General features: G+C 29.9%; 23 protein-coding genes. 3 read left to right on the plus strand and 20 right to left on the minus strand.

All coding sequences use genetic code 11. The features are described from left to right. From Q0L65_RS02715 to Q0L65_RS02755, 9 genes are all read right to left on the minus strand, one after another. A partial coding sequence (locus Q0L65_RS02715; RefSeq protein WP_296683161.1) for a BT4734/BF3469 family protein occupies positions 1–794 on the minus strand: 794 nt, incomplete at its 3' end. Beyond that, positions 791–1,024, minus strand: coding sequence for a hypothetical protein (locus Q0L65_RS02720; protein WP_296683163.1), 234 nt, complete (start codon positions 1,022–1,024; stop codon positions 791–793). The genes Q0L65_RS02720 and Q0L65_RS02715, both read right to left, overlap by 4 nt. A gap of 340 nt (positions 1,025–1,364) precedes the next feature. Continuing rightward, the gene (gene dcm, locus Q0L65_RS02725; RefSeq protein ID WP_296683166.1) at positions 1,365–2,180 is read right to left on the minus strand and encodes a DNA (cytosine-5-)-methyltransferase; all 816 of its coding nucleotides are present in this window, start codon (positions 2,178–2,180) and stop codon (positions 1,365–1,367) included. A gap of 319 nt (positions 2,181–2,499) precedes the next feature. Next, a complete protein-coding gene (locus tag Q0L65_RS02730) occupies positions 2,500–3,219 on the minus strand; it encodes a hypothetical protein (protein WP_296683170.1) in 720 nt (239 codons plus the stop codon). 95 nt (positions 3,220–3,314) lie between these two features. Then, entirely contained in the window at positions 3,315–3,614 is a 300-nt protein-coding gene (locus Q0L65_RS02735) for a MazG-like family protein (RefSeq protein WP_296683174.1), read from the minus strand. 80 nt (positions 3,615–3,694) lie between these two features. Further along, positions 3,695–4,141 carry a hypothetical protein gene (locus Q0L65_RS02740; protein WP_296683177.1) on the minus strand — a complete coding sequence of 149 codons (447 nt, stop codon included), beginning with the start codon at positions 4,139–4,141 and terminating at the stop codon, positions 3,695–3,697. Between the two features lie 194 nt (positions 4,142–4,335). Next, on the minus strand, positions 4,336–4,575 hold the full coding sequence (locus tag Q0L65_RS02745) for a hypothetical protein (protein ID WP_296683180.1): 240 nt from the start codon (positions 4,573–4,575) through the stop codon (positions 4,336–4,338). Positions 4,576–4,580: 5 nt separating this feature from the next. Next, a complete protein-coding gene (locus tag Q0L65_RS02750; RefSeq protein WP_296683182.1) occupies positions 4,581–5,021 on the minus strand; it encodes a hypothetical protein in 441 nt (146 codons plus the stop codon). Further along, on the minus strand, positions 5,018–5,275 hold the full coding sequence (locus Q0L65_RS02755; RefSeq protein WP_296683185.1) for a hypothetical protein: 258 nt from the start codon (positions 5,273–5,275) through the stop codon (positions 5,018–5,020). Before Q0L65_RS02755 ends, Q0L65_RS02750 begins: the two co-directional genes overlap by 4 nt. A 246-nt stretch (positions 5,276–5,521) precedes the next feature. Between Q0L65_RS02755 and Q0L65_RS02760 the strand changes: the two genes are divergently transcribed. The 3 genes from Q0L65_RS02760 to Q0L65_RS02770 are packed head-to-tail and all read left to right on the plus strand — an operon-like array spanning position 5,522 to position 6,541. Continuing rightward, the gene (locus Q0L65_RS02760) at positions 5,522–5,698 is read left to right on the plus strand and encodes a hypothetical protein (protein ID WP_296683188.1); all 177 of its coding nucleotides are present in this window, start codon (positions 5,522–5,524) and stop codon (positions 5,696–5,698) included. Beyond that, positions 5,676–6,326, plus strand: coding sequence for a lambda exonuclease family protein (locus tag Q0L65_RS02765; protein ID WP_296683191.1), 651 nt, complete (start codon positions 5,676–5,678; stop codon positions 6,324–6,326). The genes Q0L65_RS02760 and Q0L65_RS02765 overlap by 23 nt, the downstream gene beginning before the upstream one ends. Beyond that, positions 6,320–6,541 carry a hypothetical protein gene (locus Q0L65_RS02770; RefSeq protein ID WP_296683194.1) on the plus strand — a complete coding sequence of 74 codons (222 nt, stop codon included), beginning with the start codon at positions 6,320–6,322 and terminating at the stop codon, positions 6,539–6,541. Before Q0L65_RS02765 ends, Q0L65_RS02770 begins: the two co-directional genes overlap by 7 nt. Positions 6,542–6,720: 179 nt before the next feature. On the opposite strand, the gene Q0L65_RS02775 is transcribed toward Q0L65_RS02770, so the two are convergent. The 11 genes from Q0L65_RS02775 to Q0L65_RS02825 are packed head-to-tail and all read right to left on the minus strand — an operon-like array spanning position 6,721 to position 16,819. Next, positions 6,721–7,881, minus strand: coding sequence for a hypothetical protein (locus tag Q0L65_RS02775; RefSeq protein ID WP_296683196.1), 1,161 nt, complete (start codon positions 7,879–7,881; stop codon positions 6,721–6,723). Between the two features lie 3 nt (positions 7,882–7,884). Then, positions 7,885–8,022, minus strand: coding sequence for a hypothetical protein (locus Q0L65_RS02780; RefSeq protein ID WP_296683197.1), 138 nt, complete (start codon positions 8,020–8,022; stop codon positions 7,885–7,887). After that, positions 8,022–8,486 (minus strand): hypothetical protein, encoded by a 465-nt coding sequence (locus Q0L65_RS02785; protein ID WP_296683200.1) that lies wholly within the window; start codon positions 8,484–8,486, stop codon positions 8,022–8,024. The genes Q0L65_RS02780 and Q0L65_RS02785 overlap by 1 nt, the downstream gene beginning before the upstream one ends. After that, complete coding sequence (locus Q0L65_RS02790; RefSeq protein ID WP_296683203.1) at positions 8,458–8,907, minus strand: D-Ala-D-Ala carboxypeptidase family metallohydrolase; 450 nt, start codon at positions 8,905–8,907, stop codon at positions 8,458–8,460. The genes Q0L65_RS02785 and Q0L65_RS02790 overlap by 29 nt, the downstream gene beginning before the upstream one ends. Then, on the minus strand, positions 8,907–9,341 hold the full coding sequence (locus tag Q0L65_RS02795; protein ID WP_296683206.1) for a phage holin family protein: 435 nt from the start codon (positions 9,339–9,341) through the stop codon (positions 8,907–8,909). The genes Q0L65_RS02790 and Q0L65_RS02795 overlap by 1 nt, the downstream gene beginning before the upstream one ends. Beyond that, positions 9,341–9,604 (minus strand): hypothetical protein, encoded by a 264-nt coding sequence (locus Q0L65_RS02800; RefSeq protein ID WP_296683209.1) that lies wholly within the window; start codon positions 9,602–9,604, stop codon positions 9,341–9,343. The genes Q0L65_RS02795 and Q0L65_RS02800 overlap by 1 nt, the downstream gene beginning before the upstream one ends. Positions 9,605–9,636: 32 nt before the next feature. Further along, positions 9,637–9,948 carry a hypothetical protein gene (locus tag Q0L65_RS02805; protein ID WP_296683212.1) on the minus strand — a complete coding sequence of 104 codons (312 nt, stop codon included), beginning with the start codon at positions 9,946–9,948 and terminating at the stop codon, positions 9,637–9,639. Between the two features lies 1 nt (position 9,949). Next, on the minus strand, positions 9,950–12,850 hold the full coding sequence (locus Q0L65_RS02810; RefSeq protein WP_296683216.1) for a tail fiber domain-containing protein: 2,901 nt from the start codon (positions 12,848–12,850) through the stop codon (positions 9,950–9,952). A 1-nt stretch (position 12,851) separates the two neighbouring features. Beyond that, positions 12,852–13,331, minus strand: coding sequence for a hypothetical protein (locus Q0L65_RS02815; RefSeq protein WP_296683218.1), 480 nt, complete (start codon positions 13,329–13,331; stop codon positions 12,852–12,854). Beyond that, positions 13,328–14,164: a hypothetical protein gene (locus tag Q0L65_RS02820; RefSeq protein ID WP_296683222.1), complete on the minus strand. Its 837-nt coding sequence runs from the start codon at positions 14,162–14,164 to the stop codon at positions 13,328–13,330. Before Q0L65_RS02820 ends, Q0L65_RS02815 begins: the two co-directional genes overlap by 4 nt. 21 nt (positions 14,165–14,185) lie before the next feature. After that, entirely contained in the window at positions 14,186–16,819 is a 2,634-nt protein-coding gene (locus tag Q0L65_RS02825) for a hypothetical protein (RefSeq protein WP_296683224.1), read from the minus strand. Positions 16,820–16,822: the final 3 nt, after the last annotated feature.

The following is a 16,822-nucleotide window of genomic DNA, read 5'->3' on the forward strand; positions in this document are numbered from 1 at the left end:
CGATAAGCAGAACGAATAGCAGTTATAGCTTCTGATTCTGGAAAGTCTCCAATGACGATATTATTTAAGATGTAGCCCTCGGCAGTATATTCAGATACTCCATACTCACAGAATGCTCCAGCTAAATCAAAAATAAAGGCATTGCGCTCTCCATCATTAAATCCTCTTTTCCAATTGAACTTCATAATCCTATCAATAATAGAAGACTCATCATTAATTGGAAGTAATGGCACTTTTTCAGAAGTTTTAAACCCTTCATCGATAAGTTCGGCATCAAATAGTTCAGCATCCTTATTTACATAGATATTTGGGTCGTAAGACTCGTAACAAACTCTATCTACATTGCTATTAGCATTGTCAAAGTATTTATTGTCTTTGAAAAATGTCTGTCTAAATGCTTTGAAATATTTAATGTGAGTATATTTATCGGACTCTGGAATCTTAACCACTCCTTTAATTCCAATACCACTTGGAGAAACGAACAGTAATACAAAATGAGGGTTTTGTTTCAATTCCTTCAAATGCTCGTTCATCTCCTCTACGGTTGGATATTTATCAAAATCTACCACCATTAATCCTGAGTGCTTGACAAGTGAGTTAGAGTTACGCTCTGTAAACTCCCCAGCAAATAATATGCAAGGCAATTCGCTCTTTGCATTTTTATCTCCAGTACGAACCCTATCTACAATTTCCTTAGACTTACCTACTCGAATACGAGCGATAACTTTATCTAAGTCCATAGAATAAGGAACGTCTTTTGACTTAAATAAATTTTTAAATACGCTTATTTTCATTTCTTATTTCTATTAATTAAGTCTATAAACAATTTCAGTTCCTCCTTATTAGTAAATCGAATTTCATCCGATTCAAATAACTCTACATACCATACATTTCCTTCATCATTTGTATTAGAGATTAAACAATCATATTTACCTATATCATAAGTATAGTAATGATATGGTTTGCCATTCTCTTCATCGTGATTTATTTCAAATCCTAAATCTATTAAATCTTGTTCTTTCATAATATATAAGTCTTACATTTTATTTTAATATTATATGGTAATAGTTTGTATAGGTTAGGAGGGCAGTTGAATATCATCTTTGGATATATTGGGTACATTAGACCGTGCTTTCTTTCCACTATTATACCATATCGTGATAACCTAAACCACCTGACTATGTCGTTCCTACTTCGTAATCGCTTTAGAACAATTACTTGAGTCTCCAATCTACATTTGGTAAACTTAAATTTATCATTAAAATAAATCTTTTCATACCAAACTACAAATAACCCGTTAGTTATTTCTTTTGTCTTATCAACAAATTTTTTGTAATCCGTTCCAACAATCAGGACATTCTCTTTTAGCATAAATTTTTAAATATATGAGCAATTACATCCACAGTCCAACCATTACCTATCATTTTAAATCTATCTGTATTACTAACAATATTTGTATAATTATTAGGGATTGTTTGTAGTGCTTCAAATTCTTGAGCTGTCAATAATCTACACATAGTTTTGTCTTCGTTTAGTAAGTATTGATTTGTATGACAATTTTTAGTAGTCAAGCAATTTGATTTTTTATTGTTAATCCAATTAACGCCTTTATCAATTCGCATTTTATCTCCCCAATTAGAGTAAAAGCATTTAGGAATTTCTCTATAAGGAATATCTTGTAAAACATTTTTAAATATTACATCTTTATTTTCTGGCAAATCAAACATAATATTTGTCCAATATAATCTATCTCTATTTTGAGCAGAAACTATATTGCTGTTAAAAGAAATAGGTTCAACTTGTAGTTCATTACTAATTATATCTCTCCACTCTTTTTTCATATTAACATTTTCAAGTAAAAAGTATTTTGGATTTACTTCTTTTAAAATCCTAACATATTCATAAAATAAACCGCTTTTACCTTCAAAACCTTTACCATTACCTACACTTGAAAATGATTGACAAGGAGAGCCTCCAAGTAATAAATCAATATTAGGTAATTTATCACAATCAATCTTGGTCACATCTCCTAATTGAATAGTATTAGGATAATTGTGTTGAATAACCTTAATAGGCGCTTCTTCTATTTCAGAAGCATAGTAATTATTATAATTAATTCCAGCTTTACTTAAAGCTATTTGTCCACAAGACATTCCATCAAATAATGATAATACATTCATAGTTTTTTTTCTATTAATTAATAAAGATGACAAATATATAAATATACCTGTTAATAAACAATACCTATTCTTTTATTTATATATATTATAAATAATAAAAAGAACACATTTACTACATTGGTTTGCCATTTTGAGGGACACCCCTATTGATTTTGGTTTTTTAAGGGGGGTGTCCCTAAAAAACGACTTTTTTCAACGAAATGTGTACTGTGTCATTTTGACGCAATGGAATCCAACTAGTGTATATACCAATGAATTGGTATATAGTATAGAAAAAACCCTACCATTTAGTAGGGCTTTCTAGTTGTGTTACATTGGTTTAGATAAAATCTAAATCATCATCATCAGTTGGGTCTAAGTCAGCAACTTCTACTGGTGATTCTTCTTTGATTAAATACGCTTTTAAGTACGTTTCTAATTCATCAAATACTAAATCAGCTTGGTTAGCTTCAGAATCACTTAAAGAGCCTCCAAATTTAAAACCTGGAGTTGTGTATCTAACAGATCCTTTTTTACCTTCAATAGCTTTATCAACTACAACCCATTCTTCAGGCAGTCTTGACAAGCTCTTGTTAGTAAATTCTCCCCATTGTTGTACAGAAGAACCCTTCAATTGGATATTAGCTAAAGTACCATCTTCTAACATAATGTAGATAGACTTAACATAATGACCACCTGCATTTTTAACTTTTTCTTTAATGTCAGCATACAATCCTTTAGCAATCTCATTTCCTTTGAATGGCTTAACAGTCATTACTTGTTTAGAGATAAACTTAACCTCGTTTGAATAAATACCACTTGATGTAGCATCATTCCACCCACTTACAGTATGTAATTGGTCTAAGACTAAGAATTTAAACGGTAATTGGATTTTGACATTAGCTGCTTCTTTAATTTCATCAGCAGATTTACCTTTCATACTTTCAGCAATAGACTTGTCATAGTATCCGAAAGTTTTGTCGTTTGATTTCCATTCAAGAAATCTTTTTGCAGGGTTACTCAATGGTTGAGCGAATGCTTTTGTTCTGTTTGAACTCATAATGTAATGTATTTATGGATTGAAATGAAGAGGCTCAATCCTTACCTCTGTTATTATGATGTGGTAAAAGTAATACTTTATTTTAAACTACCAAATTATTCTTTAATAAATTTTCCTCCCGACATTTTACCTTTTCTTTTTGTAATTACATTGTAAGCACTTTCAAGGCATTGTTCAAATTCAAGTCCTTGCATTTTAGCTTGAATTATAAGTGTTACAGTAATATCTCCTATAGCATCAATTACTTCGTCTCTATCATCTTCATCGATAGCAGAAATTAATTCTAAAACTTCTTCGTGCGTCTTTTCTGCTTGACCCATAGTCGTTCCATTACTTAGAATACCTCTATCATTTGCCCAATCAATAACCAATCGTTCTAATTCTTTAAATTCCATACTTCTTTTTTAAAATATTTTTATACACTTTGTTTACAGATTCTTTATTTGCGCCTTGTCTGTAATAATAATTCATAACTTTAATTATGCGCTGTAACGGACTTTGTTTCATAAATTTTATTAATTCTTAACCAATCTTTATTAGTAAATTTATTAAATTGTTTATTCCATAACCTACACCCAGGTTCTTTTTTGAGTAAGTCAATAGTTTCATATAGTGAAAAGCGTTTAGCTGTCTTTTCAATTGCAATTTTTTCTATTTGTTCATAAGTAAATTCCTTATTAAATGTAACTATATCTTCGTTACTAATAAGTTCAGCAATTCGCTTATAATGATTACATTTCTCTGTAGCTAATATTTTATTTATAGTATCTCTCTTTAATTCAAACTTTTCTGCTATAGCTATTTTTGAATAGCCTTCTGCATACATTCGTTCTACAAAATACTTCTTTATTAAAGAAGTATATGGAAGTCTGTTGTTATCAGATATTATATATCCGAATTTTCTTTCAAATTTCTGTATCATAATTTATTTTGGATTCTAGTATTAAATAATATACCCTTTTGTGGTATTTAAACTGTGAGATTATACACTGTACTTTTTCAGTATTAAATAATCTTCTTTTTCCGTGTACGAAATCTGGAAATATTTCCAATCTTCTAATTCTTTCTTTAATACACGATGGACTTACGTTTGCAATTTGAGCAATCTCTCCTGTACTATAATGTGTCTTTTCTAACATTTCTTTGTATTAATTCAATAAATAATTTAAGTTCTTCAATATCGTAAATTCTAAAAGTTTGATAATCAAATAATTCTACCCACCAATCAGAATCGGTACTATCTGAAGATATTAAACATAGATGTCTATCAAATTCATACGTGTAATAATGACCAAATGGAGGTTCATCAAAATCGGTTCTTTCAAACCCTAAATCTATTAAGTCTTGTTCTTTCATAATACTTACTCTTTTTTCATTCGCTCTAAATACAGCACCAAGTCCATAGCTTCTTCCTGTGCGTGAGAAATCCACTCTTGCCAACTAAGGTCGTTTCTATCTAGGGTAGTACCATATTTCTTAATACCTAAATCAGACCTATCTTGAAACTTTTTAATAACTGATTCAACTACCGAGTCTTTTATCATAGTCATATTTCCAGTCCACATACCATTAACTCTTGAATTAACTAATGAAGCACAGTATAATCCATTACCTTCAAATGAAGTCATCGGTTTATGCCTTTTAAAATACATTTCTTTAAAATCTTTTCCTAAATAGTACTTAATCCCTATCAATTCAGAAGTTAATACATTATTTTCTGCTAAATCATAAATAACACCTAGTTTAAAGGCTACTTCTCCTTCTTCTGTTATATAATTCTTAATACATCGATATTGTTTCATAGTAATTCTTTAATTATTAATTGTTCTAGTTTATTTATTTGGATTGAATTTATGTCTTTATAATAATTAAGACCATATATTACTGTTCCGTGTCGCTTACCTACTGTTCTTGCTATTCTACAATAACTATATCCGAGTTCCCTGAGAACTGTATAATATAAAGCTCTTACTTCAACATACTCTTCTCTTCTACATTTATCAGTAACATCTAATCCAGTTTCTCTTTTGATAATCTCTCTGACTCTTTGTTCCATAGTATTTGTTTCAATTCATTAAAGTCATCAGTAGTCCATTTAGGTCGTGGCAAATCCCACAACCGATGTTCTTTAATACCGCAGTATCTTAATATTTGACTTATTTCCTTATTTTTCATACGACAAAGTAATATATAAAATTTTACTTATACAATAGTTATTATCTATTTATATCAATTATAAATAACATTAATATTTTGCTATTAAATCTATAATGTGTTAATTTGTAGTATTAAATATTTTACAATGAGCAACGAAGAAAGAAGATTGGAAGCTAGAGTACATAATCTACTCCAAGAAGTAAACGAATTAAAGAGAGTTATTGAACATATAAAAAACTTCTCAAATGGAATAAAAGAATCAGTTATTAAAGACATTATTAAACAAGAAATTAAAAGTTATGAGAAAAGAAGTGGTTTATGACACATTTACACCTAAATCAAACGCAGCAGACCAAAGGTCGGAAGTTTGGTTTAAAGACCGACACGGTAAGTTTACAGCTAGTAGGAGTATAGACTTATTGGGTATCAAAGGATTAGGACTAACAGGAGAGACGTACGCTGTGGAGAAAGCAATTGAACAATTATTTGGAGAAGTAGAAGAAGGATTTACATCTAAAGATATGCAACGTGGAATAGATTTAGAACCAGTCGCTTTTGCTAAGTTTGTAGAGGTACATCCAAATCTAAAAGTATCTAATTGTAGTTTTTTTACTTATGGAGAACACGCAGGAGCATCCCCTGATGGACTTATAGATGATGATGCTGTTTTAGAGATTAAATGCCCTAAAGGTAAGAAATTCTTTAGATTAGTTGCTGAAGAGAACATCGATAAGATATATATAGCTCAAATGCAGATGCAGATGTTAGCTACAGGACGAAAAAGAGCCTATTTCTTCAATTATTTAGAATTAAATGATAAAGTATATCATCATACAATTATCGTTGAAAGAGACGAAGATATGATTGAATTAATTAAGCAAAGACTTACCGAGGCAATTGCTATAAAAAAATCATATATTGAACTAATTGAATCAAAGAAACAATGGTAAAAATAACTATAGAAGAATGGGATTATACTTGTACAGATGGCTGTTGTACTGATTATGGAGCTACTATATACTTAAATGGTAAAGAATTACCACATCCTAATCCTGAAATTATACATAATGGCTATGTAGGAATGGATGTTGGATTATCAATAGAAGCCGTATTAAAGGAGTTAGGGTATGAAGTTGAAATCGAAAATACTTATAAAAACGACTGACATTGGATAGTGAGTTTTAACTCACTATAAAAAGCTAACATTAGATGACAAATTTCAATTTGTCATAAAAAGAAAGACCCCTACGAGTAGGGGTCAATCCGAAAGAACCAGAAAAAACTTATGAAACATTCAAAGATAAGAAAAAGAATGACACCTTTTTAGGTGTCATTTTATTTTATTTAAAATAAGTGTGAAATCCGAGCGATTTGCCCGTTCTGCTTACAATGTAGAAATGCTTCTATTGCTTTGGGTGCGTGTTGATAGCCATTTCGTGAGTGCCAACTATCTGTACCACTAGGACTTCTAAGACTCTCTACTGTAATTCCAATATAGTCTTTTGATGTTTTATGATGTACGTGGTGCGTATAAATATATCTATGTTTAGTTTGACTCCATTCAATTGGAAATTCCTGAGCCATAAGTAGCGGAAGCAAATCCTGTTTAGCCCCATCTCCGTGAGTAGTACCAATTAAATTATTGTAATATCTAAATCCTTTACGATGAGCAATTGAGCAATCAAACGTTATATTCTCACAATTTCTAAAATAAGACTCAATTACTTGAGCTAAAAAGAAACCGTTCATATAGTCGTGATTACTTGGATTGAAAGTAAAATGAACATCAGCTACGGATAAAAGTATCTCTAATACATTTACATATAATGATTTTGCAATTAAAAAGTTAGAGTGCCACATCCCATCTGTATCCTGTGGCGTGCCGCTTGTGGTAGTTCTCTTAGGTGTATCGATATGTAAAATATCATTACCACCTATAAATAATATTTTATCTATTTTGAAAGATGATACTTTATCTAATATTCCATGAACCCCACTAAGCACTCTTTGAACAGCGATTTGATTATTATAAGTCTCTCCTGTTTCAAAAGCCGAGGCTAATTTTCCTATATGAATATCCGCAGGGTCAATAACTAATAAATAACTATCATTGTTATCTATACGCTCTAATTTAGGAAATGAAGGCGAATATTGTTGTAAATCCTTTATTAATTGGTCTCTAAATGATTCTTCTTCTTTATTATGGTTATCATAAAATACGATATTATAAAAAGGAACGGCAGTATGCGTAATTAATTTCCAACTTCTTACTTGGCTATAATCTAAAGCATAATGCTCACAATATTCTTCAATATCCATTAAACTTCCATCGTTTGAGACAGCAGTAAAATGCGTATTGCGATTTGCGTTATAATTATTAGAATCTGTAGTGGAGGTAAGTTCTAAGAATCTCTTTTCAGTTTCTTTATCAATTCTATAACGATTTGATTTATTTAATGTCAAACCTAATTGAAGTGCGATGTTTCTGTTAATTCTGTATCTCATAAGTTATCTTCCTTGTCCAGCGTAACTCTTTTTATAGTTTTTGCTAGTTTTTAATTTTGAAGTTTTTGATTTATCGTGAACTCCTGGTCTACTCACTTTAATTTTAACCTTTTTCTCAACACTTGTTTGTTTAGCTGCCATTATAATAAAAGTTTATTCTTAATTTGTCTATAAATATACATTCCGATAGGTATTAGTAATAACCAAAGATATACAAAATAATTTGCTTTTTTATCTATAGATTTATTTTTTAATGACTTAACTTCTTCTTTTGATTTATGAACTTGTTTTGAAGCAGTTTTAGATACTTTTTTTTCTGACGTATCTGAAGATATTTTTGAATGTTTTTTATACTTTAAAATAGCATTTTTATACGATATACCATTAATAATCATTGGGATTGTATCAGATATAGGACATACTTCAATTTCAGAACTACTATCGATAGTTATAATATTATTCTTTATTGTAGAAATAGAATCAGTTTTTACAATAGCAGTAGAGTCTATTGTAGTTTTTGTATCCTCTTTTACAATAGCAACTTTTCTCGAAGCGCAAGAAGTTACAAGAAGTAAACTAATAATTAGTGTAAGTCTTTTTATCATTTGTTTTCAATATTTGTTTCCTTTGTTTACCACTAGTGCTATAAGATACGTGAACCCAATCAGGATTATCTTTACCACTACCCTCCCAAATTAATTGGTCAAATACTAGGTTATCCTTAATATAATTGAATATTTGTTTGTTAGTTATATTTGTAGCATCCATATCTATATCCATAGCTTCTCCCTTACAATGCTGCGAAGTAGATGCTCCTTTAATAGCTTTATTTAAAGCTAAACTTCTATAGCCAGAACTAATATGTATTGGAATATTAAAATGCTCACGTATTGGTTGGAATATATTAATAGCCAATTTCTTCATATTATCCAAATGTTCTTGGGTTGGCATATTATTTATTCCTAATCTTTTTGCAGATTCACTTCTAATCATCTCAGAAAGTGATAAGTTTTTAGATAATTGCATTAATTGGTTATTTCGTTTATATCTGATTTAACTTCTTTTGCTCTATTAAATGCTTTTTTCAATAAATTCCAAACATCAATTTTAAATGTTTCTTCAATATTTTCTTTAATAGACACTAATTCAACAAAAATCAATAGTATAGCACATATTTTAGTAAACATAAAATCAAATCCAAATGCGTGTTTAACAAATTCATTTAAAACAAATTTATCTATTAAAAATAGAAATATAATACATATTTCGTATAATGCCATTTTAGAAATAACATTAGATAATTTTCTACTTCTTATGCTTGACAATCCATTTAGTTTTATACTTTTGAAAATCCCTGTAAAAGTATCTAATATTATTGCACTACCTACGGCAATTAATAAGCCGTAGATAGGTACAAAGAATAGTATAAGTGATGCGAAGATGTAATTAATATATCTCATTATTTGAATAATGGAAGAATTTGTGCTTTTAATAGTACTGTAAATCCTTCGTGTTGTTTAATGAAATTCTTTAATACTTCAGCATCCGACAAATCAATATCAAGTGTTTTACCAGAGTATAATTTGTTTGCCCAATCCCAATACTTCAAAGCGTCTCCTTTTGTTTCTGAGATTAACGTATTAGCGATTAATTTACCAACATTAGCATTTTCAATTACTTGTCCATTTAAGTCTTTTAAATCAAAGTTCAAATCTAATTTCATAATAATTTTTTTTAGTTATAATTACAAAGATACTAATTTATTGTTAACTGAACCATTACTGGATTATTAATTAAATAAATAGCATCTTCAATATTTTTTTCTAAAGCTGGAACATCTAAAGTAGCTTCTAACCAACTAACAACTATTTCTTTTGTTAATTCTTCGAAAGGGATAAAACCCTCTTCGCTTGGTTTAGGAAAACTTTGCGCTCCATAAACACTACTGCTAATTTCATTCTCATCTGTTCCTGTAAGTCTCCAGTGAACTGTTTGAATAACATTTGTCATTCCGTCATCGTCAATAATGCAATCCATTGGATTAATATTCCATTCAAAATTTATCATATTATTTATTTTTTAAAATTTCTATTTCTGCTTTTAGTTCTTGTATTGCTTGTACTAAAATAGGTACTAATTTAGAGTAATCAACTGATTGCATTTGTTCTGCGTCTTTTTCTCCTGTTACTGCATAAGGAACTATTTCTTGTAATTCGTGAGCAATAACTCCATCCATTCTATCTGTATGGTTTTTCCACTTAAAATCATAAACCTTTATTTTTGATATTTTTTCTAATCCATTTATCGGTTTCAAATCTTCCTTTAGACGATAGTCTGACGTTGAGTTATAAGCTATTGCAGAAGTAGTACCAACTCTAGAAATACTACCTATTCCTGTATTTCCTGGTGCTGAAAACAAAATAAATGTAGCTCCGCTGGCTCCACTTGTGTCTTCTAACCAAGAAACATTATTAGCAGACAACACAGATAATTTATAATTTGGACTTGTAGTACCTATACCTACGTTGCCACCGATTAATGATAATTGATTTGTAAAACTTAATTGAGCAACTGAAGAAGCATTTGAAGAACATTCTAAAGTTGCATATCCACCACCTGAATTACTTACTTTTATTTTAGCACCTGCAGCACCACTTTGAACTTCTAATTTCTCACTTGGTGAAGTTGTACCTATACCTACGTTAGTGCCATTATCATAAATCAAACTATTGCCTAAAGTTCCACTTCCTGTAAATTTAGCGTGATAATTAGTTGTACCAGTTCCTGTAATTGGATTTGTTAAAGCATTTTGTTTATTATTAAAAGTATTCCAATCAGTACTTGACAAGTAACCATTTGTTGATGTATTAGCTTGTGATATACTTATTGCTCCTGTTGAATTATTGTAACTAATAGGAGCAGTACCACTTAATGAACTTAATGAAATATAAGATGTACTATCAACACTACCGTCCGCTTTTAAAAATTGCGCCGAAGTTCCGCCACTTCTTATAAATGCCGTAGATGTTAAGTTTCCTAAAAATACACCGTTTCCATTATCTGCAATAGTCAAAGCATTTGCCGAAGCGGTATTTTTAAATAAATAACCTCCACTTGCTCTACTTGAAAATTGAGTAAATGAACTATTAAAAGAAAATTCAGCAACTAAAGCTCCAGACCCTTTGAATGTTAAAATAGACGTTGTACCTGAAGGGTCAAATACTGTTGAATTTGCTATGAAAGTTTTAATTCCATCAATACTTTGATTTCCTGTTAACTTAACAACATTAGCATCATTTGCTTTATTATTAAACGTATTCCAATCAGTACTACTCAAAGCCCCATTTGTTGACGTACTTGCTAATCCTAAACTTAATGCTTGTGTACTTAAACTTAAACCATTAGCAGTTCCAATTGTAACAGCATTATGTCTAGCAGAAGTATTAGCAGCTACATCAGTATTAGCCGATACCCTAGAATTTGTAAAATATAAATTACTTCCTTCAGTTACTTGAGAAGTAGTGTAATCTCCATTGGTAGCTACAATATCGCCAGTTCTACCAAATACAGATGTAATTGAATTATTATCAGTCCAAGAGGTTGTTAAAGTACCTCCATCCTGCTGAGTTATAGTTAATGTTTTAGTCGTAGTTCCACTAACAGAAATACTAACTACTTTATCATTATAAGTATCATTGAAATGAGTCCAATCAGTTGATGATAAATATCCTGAGTCAGTAGAGTTCGCTTGTTGAATACCTAATATTAAATCACTCGTCAATGCTCCTCCACCTAATAATGGAGATGTAGTTCCTATAGTTCTAGATGTCGGAACTTTTGTTGCTAATCCTGGCACTGTTGGAGTATTAGCTGTTCCACTTAAATCTCCGCCTAATCTAATAACACCTTTAACAGATGAAGTAGCATCAGGAACGCTATAGTCAACAGTGATAATATTTATATTCTTTCTTAAGATACGAACATACCATCCTTTTACCTTTACAGAAGCAGAGGCATCCGTTGTTAAATATAATTCAGCTGGATAATCAGTAATGTATGATGACCCCATATAAAAAGGAGCTACAAAACTAATCTCTTGAACTCCAGCTGTTTTAAACTGCCCAGAAAAAATTGAATTAGTAAATTCAGCTACAGAACCAATACCTAATTTTGCACTTAATCCTACTTTTTGATTATTTGTAGTTGTAGTTACTTGGACGTGAATCCTAACATCAATAGTATCTCCAATTGATAATTCTGAAAAATTAAACTGATTAGTAATAGTATCCCATACATACGAAACTCCATAAGGATTTTGAGATGTATTAGTATTATCTCCAGCAGTATCATTAGTTAATTTTAATGCTACATTAGTAACAGCAGTTAGTGGAGTAGTTTGTGTAACTAAATCATTATAATCAAAATATCCAACAGAATTTAAGAATTGCTCAGGAGTAGATGGCTGGTCTTGTAATTCAAGGGCTGTTCCTTCTGAGTTTACTACAACCATTTTATTAGGTACTAATGCACTTGGAGTATCTGTTAATTCAGTGAATGAATTTATATTATGTAATTCAATAGGTATTAATTTTAACTCTGAATTATCAACAACTATAGCTTTTCCTGCATTACCTACATATTGAAATGTATCAATTAATTCGCTAAATCTATCGACAATTCCACCACTTCCATTACCTAACCAAGCAAAATAATCAATATCAATTAATTTATTCCATACTTGAGCTACCGTAGTAAAAGTAAAAGTACCTCCGGATATAATAGTTATATCCTCAGGATGAATTGATTGTTCCTTAATTATATTCGCTCCATTTCCAGTTTTAAAATGAAGTTCATCTCCTACTGCAAGTAAGTCGTTTTTAATTGAAGTTATAGCATTATCAGAATCTCCATTCAAAGTAAACTTGAAATACCCTCCAGTTTGTTTTTCTATTAATAGTGAATTTGCCATACTAGTCTAAAGATGTTACTTCTAAATGTATTTTTAAATTTTGATTTTCGTTATCAAATTCTCCTGTAGATATTTGAAACTGCGAAGTACTTATCTTCTTAAATACTACAGTACCTACTGTATTATCTTCAGATAATCCTCCCATACTCTCTACATATCCTTTTACTACATAATTCATAGATGGCATAGCGTTAAGAACTGTAACAGATATAATTGATTCGGCAACATTAGCCAATGTAGCGTTAGTTACATTACCGCCAAAGGTTAATGTAGTAGAAGTACCTGGATTAAAATTACCAACCCATCCTTTATTTTTAGGTAATGAAGCTAAAAAAGCTGTAGATAGCGTATCTAATTGAGAATTAGTTGCTTCAGCATAATTTATTAATTCATTCTCTACCGCCCTATGTTTAACTGCTGTAATTGATGAATTGTCTGCTAAGTTTGAGCTAATTAACGCTCTTATTTCTGCTGGTGTCATAATGTATAATAGTCTATTAATGAATAATGTAGTGATGAGTAATCAGGAACAATAGGAGTAGCTGGGGTTACATAATTCCCACTAAATATATCTTTATAATTAAATGATATATTAAATTTAATGCTTCCAAAATTTTCCTGAGATGTTACCTCTGGTATTTCAACAGCTTCATATAATGAAGCTCTTACTTTATTAATGTATAAATAAGGATTTTCTAAAACATCTGTCAAAAGTATTAATTGCTCAATACTCATAATTTCAGACATAAACTTAGATATTTTATTTACTTTAACCGCTTGAGTTACAGTATGCTTCGTAGAAGCCTCATAATATGTTGTAAGTTCAGTTTGCTTTCTATTCTGTCTAAACCAAGTCTGAAAACCAATACTTTGAAAAGTATCTGTTCTTTTAGTTTTGTAATGGAACTGTGCCGTTTTTTCATTTTCATCATTTGTTAGTAAAAATGGTGTTGAATAAAATGTTTCTCCTAAAGATTGATGTATCTCTAAATAAATTAAATTCATTCCAAAATCATACTGAACATTAGTTAATGACCAATAAAATTGAGGGTCTCCATTATCTGAATTAGTTAGAGATTGAACTGAAAATGAAGGAGTAATATTTGTTTTTACTCCTGTACACATATCTACTGCATATACAGTCCAGTCTTCTAAATTAATACCGTCTGGAGTATTTGTTACTTGAACATATTTAGTTTCGTTAAATGGAAGTAATTGAACTCCATTGAAAGAATAAAAACGATTCATTTGACTATTGTCAAAATAAAAAGCTTCTTCTATCGTTCTATATATGTTAATTATTGGCTGTGTCATATTCTTACAAATATACTAAAATTATTTAAGCAAATCCATACGTTTTTTAAACTCTGAAACATCATCAGTTAATGCTCCATTTATAGATACATTATTGAAAAATACTCCATTGTAAAGTAATTGTCTTTTTTTATCAAATATGAATACTTTATTATCTCTCAATTCCCAATCGATAGCATTAACATAAGTTTCATTATTTATTAAAATAAATTTAGCTGAAGTATTTATAGTCATTGTTCTAGGCTCATATTTTTCTTCAGCTTTAATAGTCAATTCCTTACTCAATATTTCATACTTCATAGTAATAGGATATACTTTTATAACTCTATCATTATTATCTATTGTTCTTATATACCCTCTATAACTTCTAATACTATTTTGCAAAGAAATAAAGTCTGTAAATTCTACATTAGCAAATACTATATTATCGTACATAAATGGAGATAATATTGGATTTAAAGGTATAAATGATTTACTTTCTTCTATAGTAATCCCTCTATATGTTGTAATACATTTTCCATTATTTTTATACCAAGTATTTTTTACAGTGTCGTCTTTATGGTATAAATTACAAGTAGCTAAATAGGATTGATAATAGTTATTAATATTTCTACCTACAGAATATCTTAAATTACTATATCTATCTGACGCATTCAAATTAGCTATAGAACTAAATTCTTGATTAGTATAATTAGTATAAGGTACAATTGCGTCATCTAATCTATAGATATACTTAGTAATTCTCTCTCCATTATTATTATCAGAAATAGAACCATCTGTTATACGAGTAAGTAACAATGAAGTATTTGATACTATATCATTTACTGTACTACCTTGAGATTTAGCATTAGCTTCAACCGTATAATTACCTGCATTATTATCTGGAGCTAATATTGTAAACGTACTCCCTGGGAATATACCTAATGCTCTAAAATTTACTTCTCCATTACTTCTTAATGATAATTTATTAGTATTCAGGTCAAATGAATGTTGTAAAAATGAAGTTTCAGTAAATTCTAAATCTCCAATAGTATTTACAGTATCTATTGCAAATATAGTATCATCGTCCTGAGATGCTGTGTCTGTAGATATTTCTATAGCTTTTCTTCTATTAGATTCAATCAAAAATGAATCCCTTACCCATTCTATAGATACTTCTTTCTTATTTTCTACCATTTTATTAGAGAATACATATTTAGATTCTCCGTGTATGTTATCAGCAGAATTTAATTCCTCATTTTCTTTTAATGCTTGGAAATTTTTATAAGTATACGAAAATTCATTTACCGAAAAGCGAGGATTAAATACTTTAGTCATTTCTGAAAATTGCGTATTATCAAAAAATCCAGACTCGTTTGAAGTATAAAAATCATCTTCAATTCCAAAGAATATATCTCCATTAGCATCTATCTCGTGGTCTGCATTTACTTCTGTAATAGATTTTTCAATATCTTCTAAAGATATATAAAATGGTTTTTTAGTTCCGTCCGTATTATATAGTGCATTCCTTAAGAAATTACCATTTATTAATCTATTGTTATAAAACTCTCCTCCAGCTTCAAAACGAGGGGCAGTTACTTCTAATCCAGAGGTTGATTTAACAACTTGTTTCATCACGTCAATTAATCTAAAAGAAGGAGTAATTGAGCTATATGAAGATGATTCTGCGGTAATTTTTATTGATTCGAGATTCATATATCCAAATGCTTCTAATCTACCAAACAATGTACTTTCTTCTAATCTGAAATAATATGTAATCCATAATTTATCTCCTCTATCCATATTATCAATAGATACTGTATAGTCTGTATTTGGAAGTGAATAGTATGGATGACTAGCTTCTATAAGCGCAGAGGTTAATACTTTCTCTTCTTTGAAATTTCCAAATGAAGCTCCATAAGCAACTACTAATTGAAATGCAATATATCCACTACCTCCATTATCGGTATCCCTAGATATAATTCCACTACAACCATTTAGGTTTATAGTTATTTTCTTGAGATTTGTTTTAGCTTCTAAATACTGCATACCTTCAGCATCTTGCTGTTCAATCTCAAATGGAGTTTCTGTTCCATCAATATCTGACTGAGTAATATTTTGAGCTGGATTTATAAAGTATTTTTCTGTACCTGTTGAACGTAATCCAAATTCGTAAGAACCTGTCTGTTGCCAAATAGACGTTTGAAAAGTAGGTTTATTTAGTAATAACATATTCTCAGGTACTAACGGAGCTATTTCGTTTCCATCAATATCTTTATTACTAAATAAATCCACTTTTACTGATTTTCTTCTTTTTATTATTTGTAATGAAGATTGTTGAATAACCTTACATTTAAAATATTGAAATTCATCCGTAACTGCGGAAGCAAAATCTAATTCTGCTATTACATCGTCATATCCCTTTTGGCTTATAATTAAATCTACCTTACTTTCAAATCCATAAAAGTGATTGAAATAAAGCAACTTATCCAAATAATGAGTTCTGTAATCAACAAAATTAAATTGCGCTTCTCCTCCAGAAAAAGAAATATCTCTTCCATATCCCTTGTCCTTTTGTTGTAAATTGAAATCAACATCAGCATAACCAATAGGCTCATCAATTTGAACTTTTCCACTATTATCATTTTTAAAATCTAAATAAAATATTTCTCCCATAAT

Source organism: Flavobacterium sp. (genome assembly GCF_024642105.1).
GTDB lineage: Bacteria > Bacteroidota > Bacteroidia > Flavobacteriales > Flavobacteriaceae > Flavobacterium.

Excerpts from the sequence above, each read along its gene's own strand:
- Q0L65_RS02720 (WP_296683163.1), bottom strand. The coding sequence starts at position 1,024 with ATGAAAGAACAAGATTTAATAGATTTAGGATTTGAAATAAATCACGAT.
- dcm (WP_296683166.1), bottom strand. The coding sequence starts at position 2,180 with ATGAATGTATTATCATTATTTGATGGAATGTCTTGTGGACAAATAGCT.
- Q0L65_RS02730 (WP_296683170.1), bottom strand. The coding sequence starts at position 3,219 with ATGAGTTCAAACAGAACAAAAGCATTCGCTCAACCATTGAGTAACCCT.
- Q0L65_RS02735 (WP_296683174.1), bottom strand. The coding sequence starts at position 3,614 with ATGGAATTTAAAGAATTAGAACGATTGGTTATTGATTGGGCAAATGAT.
- Q0L65_RS02740 (WP_296683177.1), bottom strand. The coding sequence starts at position 4,141 with ATGATACAGAAATTTGAAAGAAAATTCGGATATATAATATCTGATAAC.
- Q0L65_RS02745 (WP_296683180.1), bottom strand. The coding sequence starts at position 4,575 with ATGAAAGAACAAGACTTAATAGATTTAGGGTTTGAAAGAACCGATTTT.
- Q0L65_RS02750 (WP_296683182.1), bottom strand. The coding sequence starts at position 5,021 with ATGAAACAATATCGATGTATTAAGAATTATATAACAGAAGAAGGAGAA.
- Q0L65_RS02755 (WP_296683185.1), bottom strand. The coding sequence starts at position 5,275 with ATGGAACAAAGAGTCAGAGAGATTATCAAAAGAGAAACTGGATTAGAT.
- Q0L65_RS02760 (WP_296683188.1), top strand. The coding sequence starts at position 5,522 with ATGAGCAACGAAGAAAGAAGATTGGAAGCTAGAGTACATAATCTACTC.
- Q0L65_RS02765 (WP_296683191.1), top strand. The coding sequence starts at position 5,676 with ATGAGAAAAGAAGTGGTTTATGACACATTTACACCTAAATCAAACGCA.
- Q0L65_RS02770 (WP_296683194.1), top strand. The coding sequence starts at position 6,320 with ATGGTAAAAATAACTATAGAAGAATGGGATTATACTTGTACAGATGGC.
- Q0L65_RS02775 (WP_296683196.1), bottom strand. The coding sequence starts at position 7,881 with ATGAGATACAGAATTAACAGAAACATCGCACTTCAATTAGGTTTGACA.
- Q0L65_RS02780 (WP_296683197.1), bottom strand. The coding sequence starts at position 8,022 with ATGGCAGCTAAACAAACAAGTGTTGAGAAAAAGGTTAAAATTAAAGTG.
- Q0L65_RS02785 (WP_296683200.1), bottom strand. The coding sequence starts at position 8,486 with ATGATAAAAAGACTTACACTAATTATTAGTTTACTTCTTGTAACTTCT.
- Q0L65_RS02790 (WP_296683203.1), bottom strand. The coding sequence starts at position 8,907 with ATGCAATTATCTAAAAACTTATCACTTTCTGAGATGATTAGAAGTGAA.
- Q0L65_RS02795 (WP_296683206.1), bottom strand. The coding sequence starts at position 9,341 with ATGAGATATATTAATTACATCTTCGCATCACTTATACTATTCTTTGTA.
- Q0L65_RS02800 (WP_296683209.1), bottom strand. The coding sequence starts at position 9,604 with ATGAAATTAGATTTGAACTTTGATTTAAAAGACTTAAATGGACAAGTA.
- Q0L65_RS02805 (WP_296683212.1), bottom strand. The coding sequence starts at position 9,948 with ATGATAAATTTTGAATGGAATATTAATCCAATGGATTGCATTATTGAC.
- Q0L65_RS02810 (WP_296683216.1), bottom strand. The coding sequence starts at position 12,850 with ATGGCAAATTCACTATTAATAGAAAAACAAACTGGAGGGTATTTCAAG.
- Q0L65_RS02815 (WP_296683218.1), bottom strand. The coding sequence starts at position 13,331 with ATGACACCAGCAGAAATAAGAGCGTTAATTAGCTCAAACTTAGCAGAC.
- Q0L65_RS02820 (WP_296683222.1), bottom strand. The coding sequence starts at position 14,164 with ATGACACAGCCAATAATTAACATATATAGAACGATAGAAGAAGCTTTT.
- Q0L65_RS02825 (WP_296683224.1), bottom strand. The coding sequence starts at position 16,819 with ATGGGAGAAATATTTTATTTAGATTTTAAAAATGATAATAGTGGAAAA.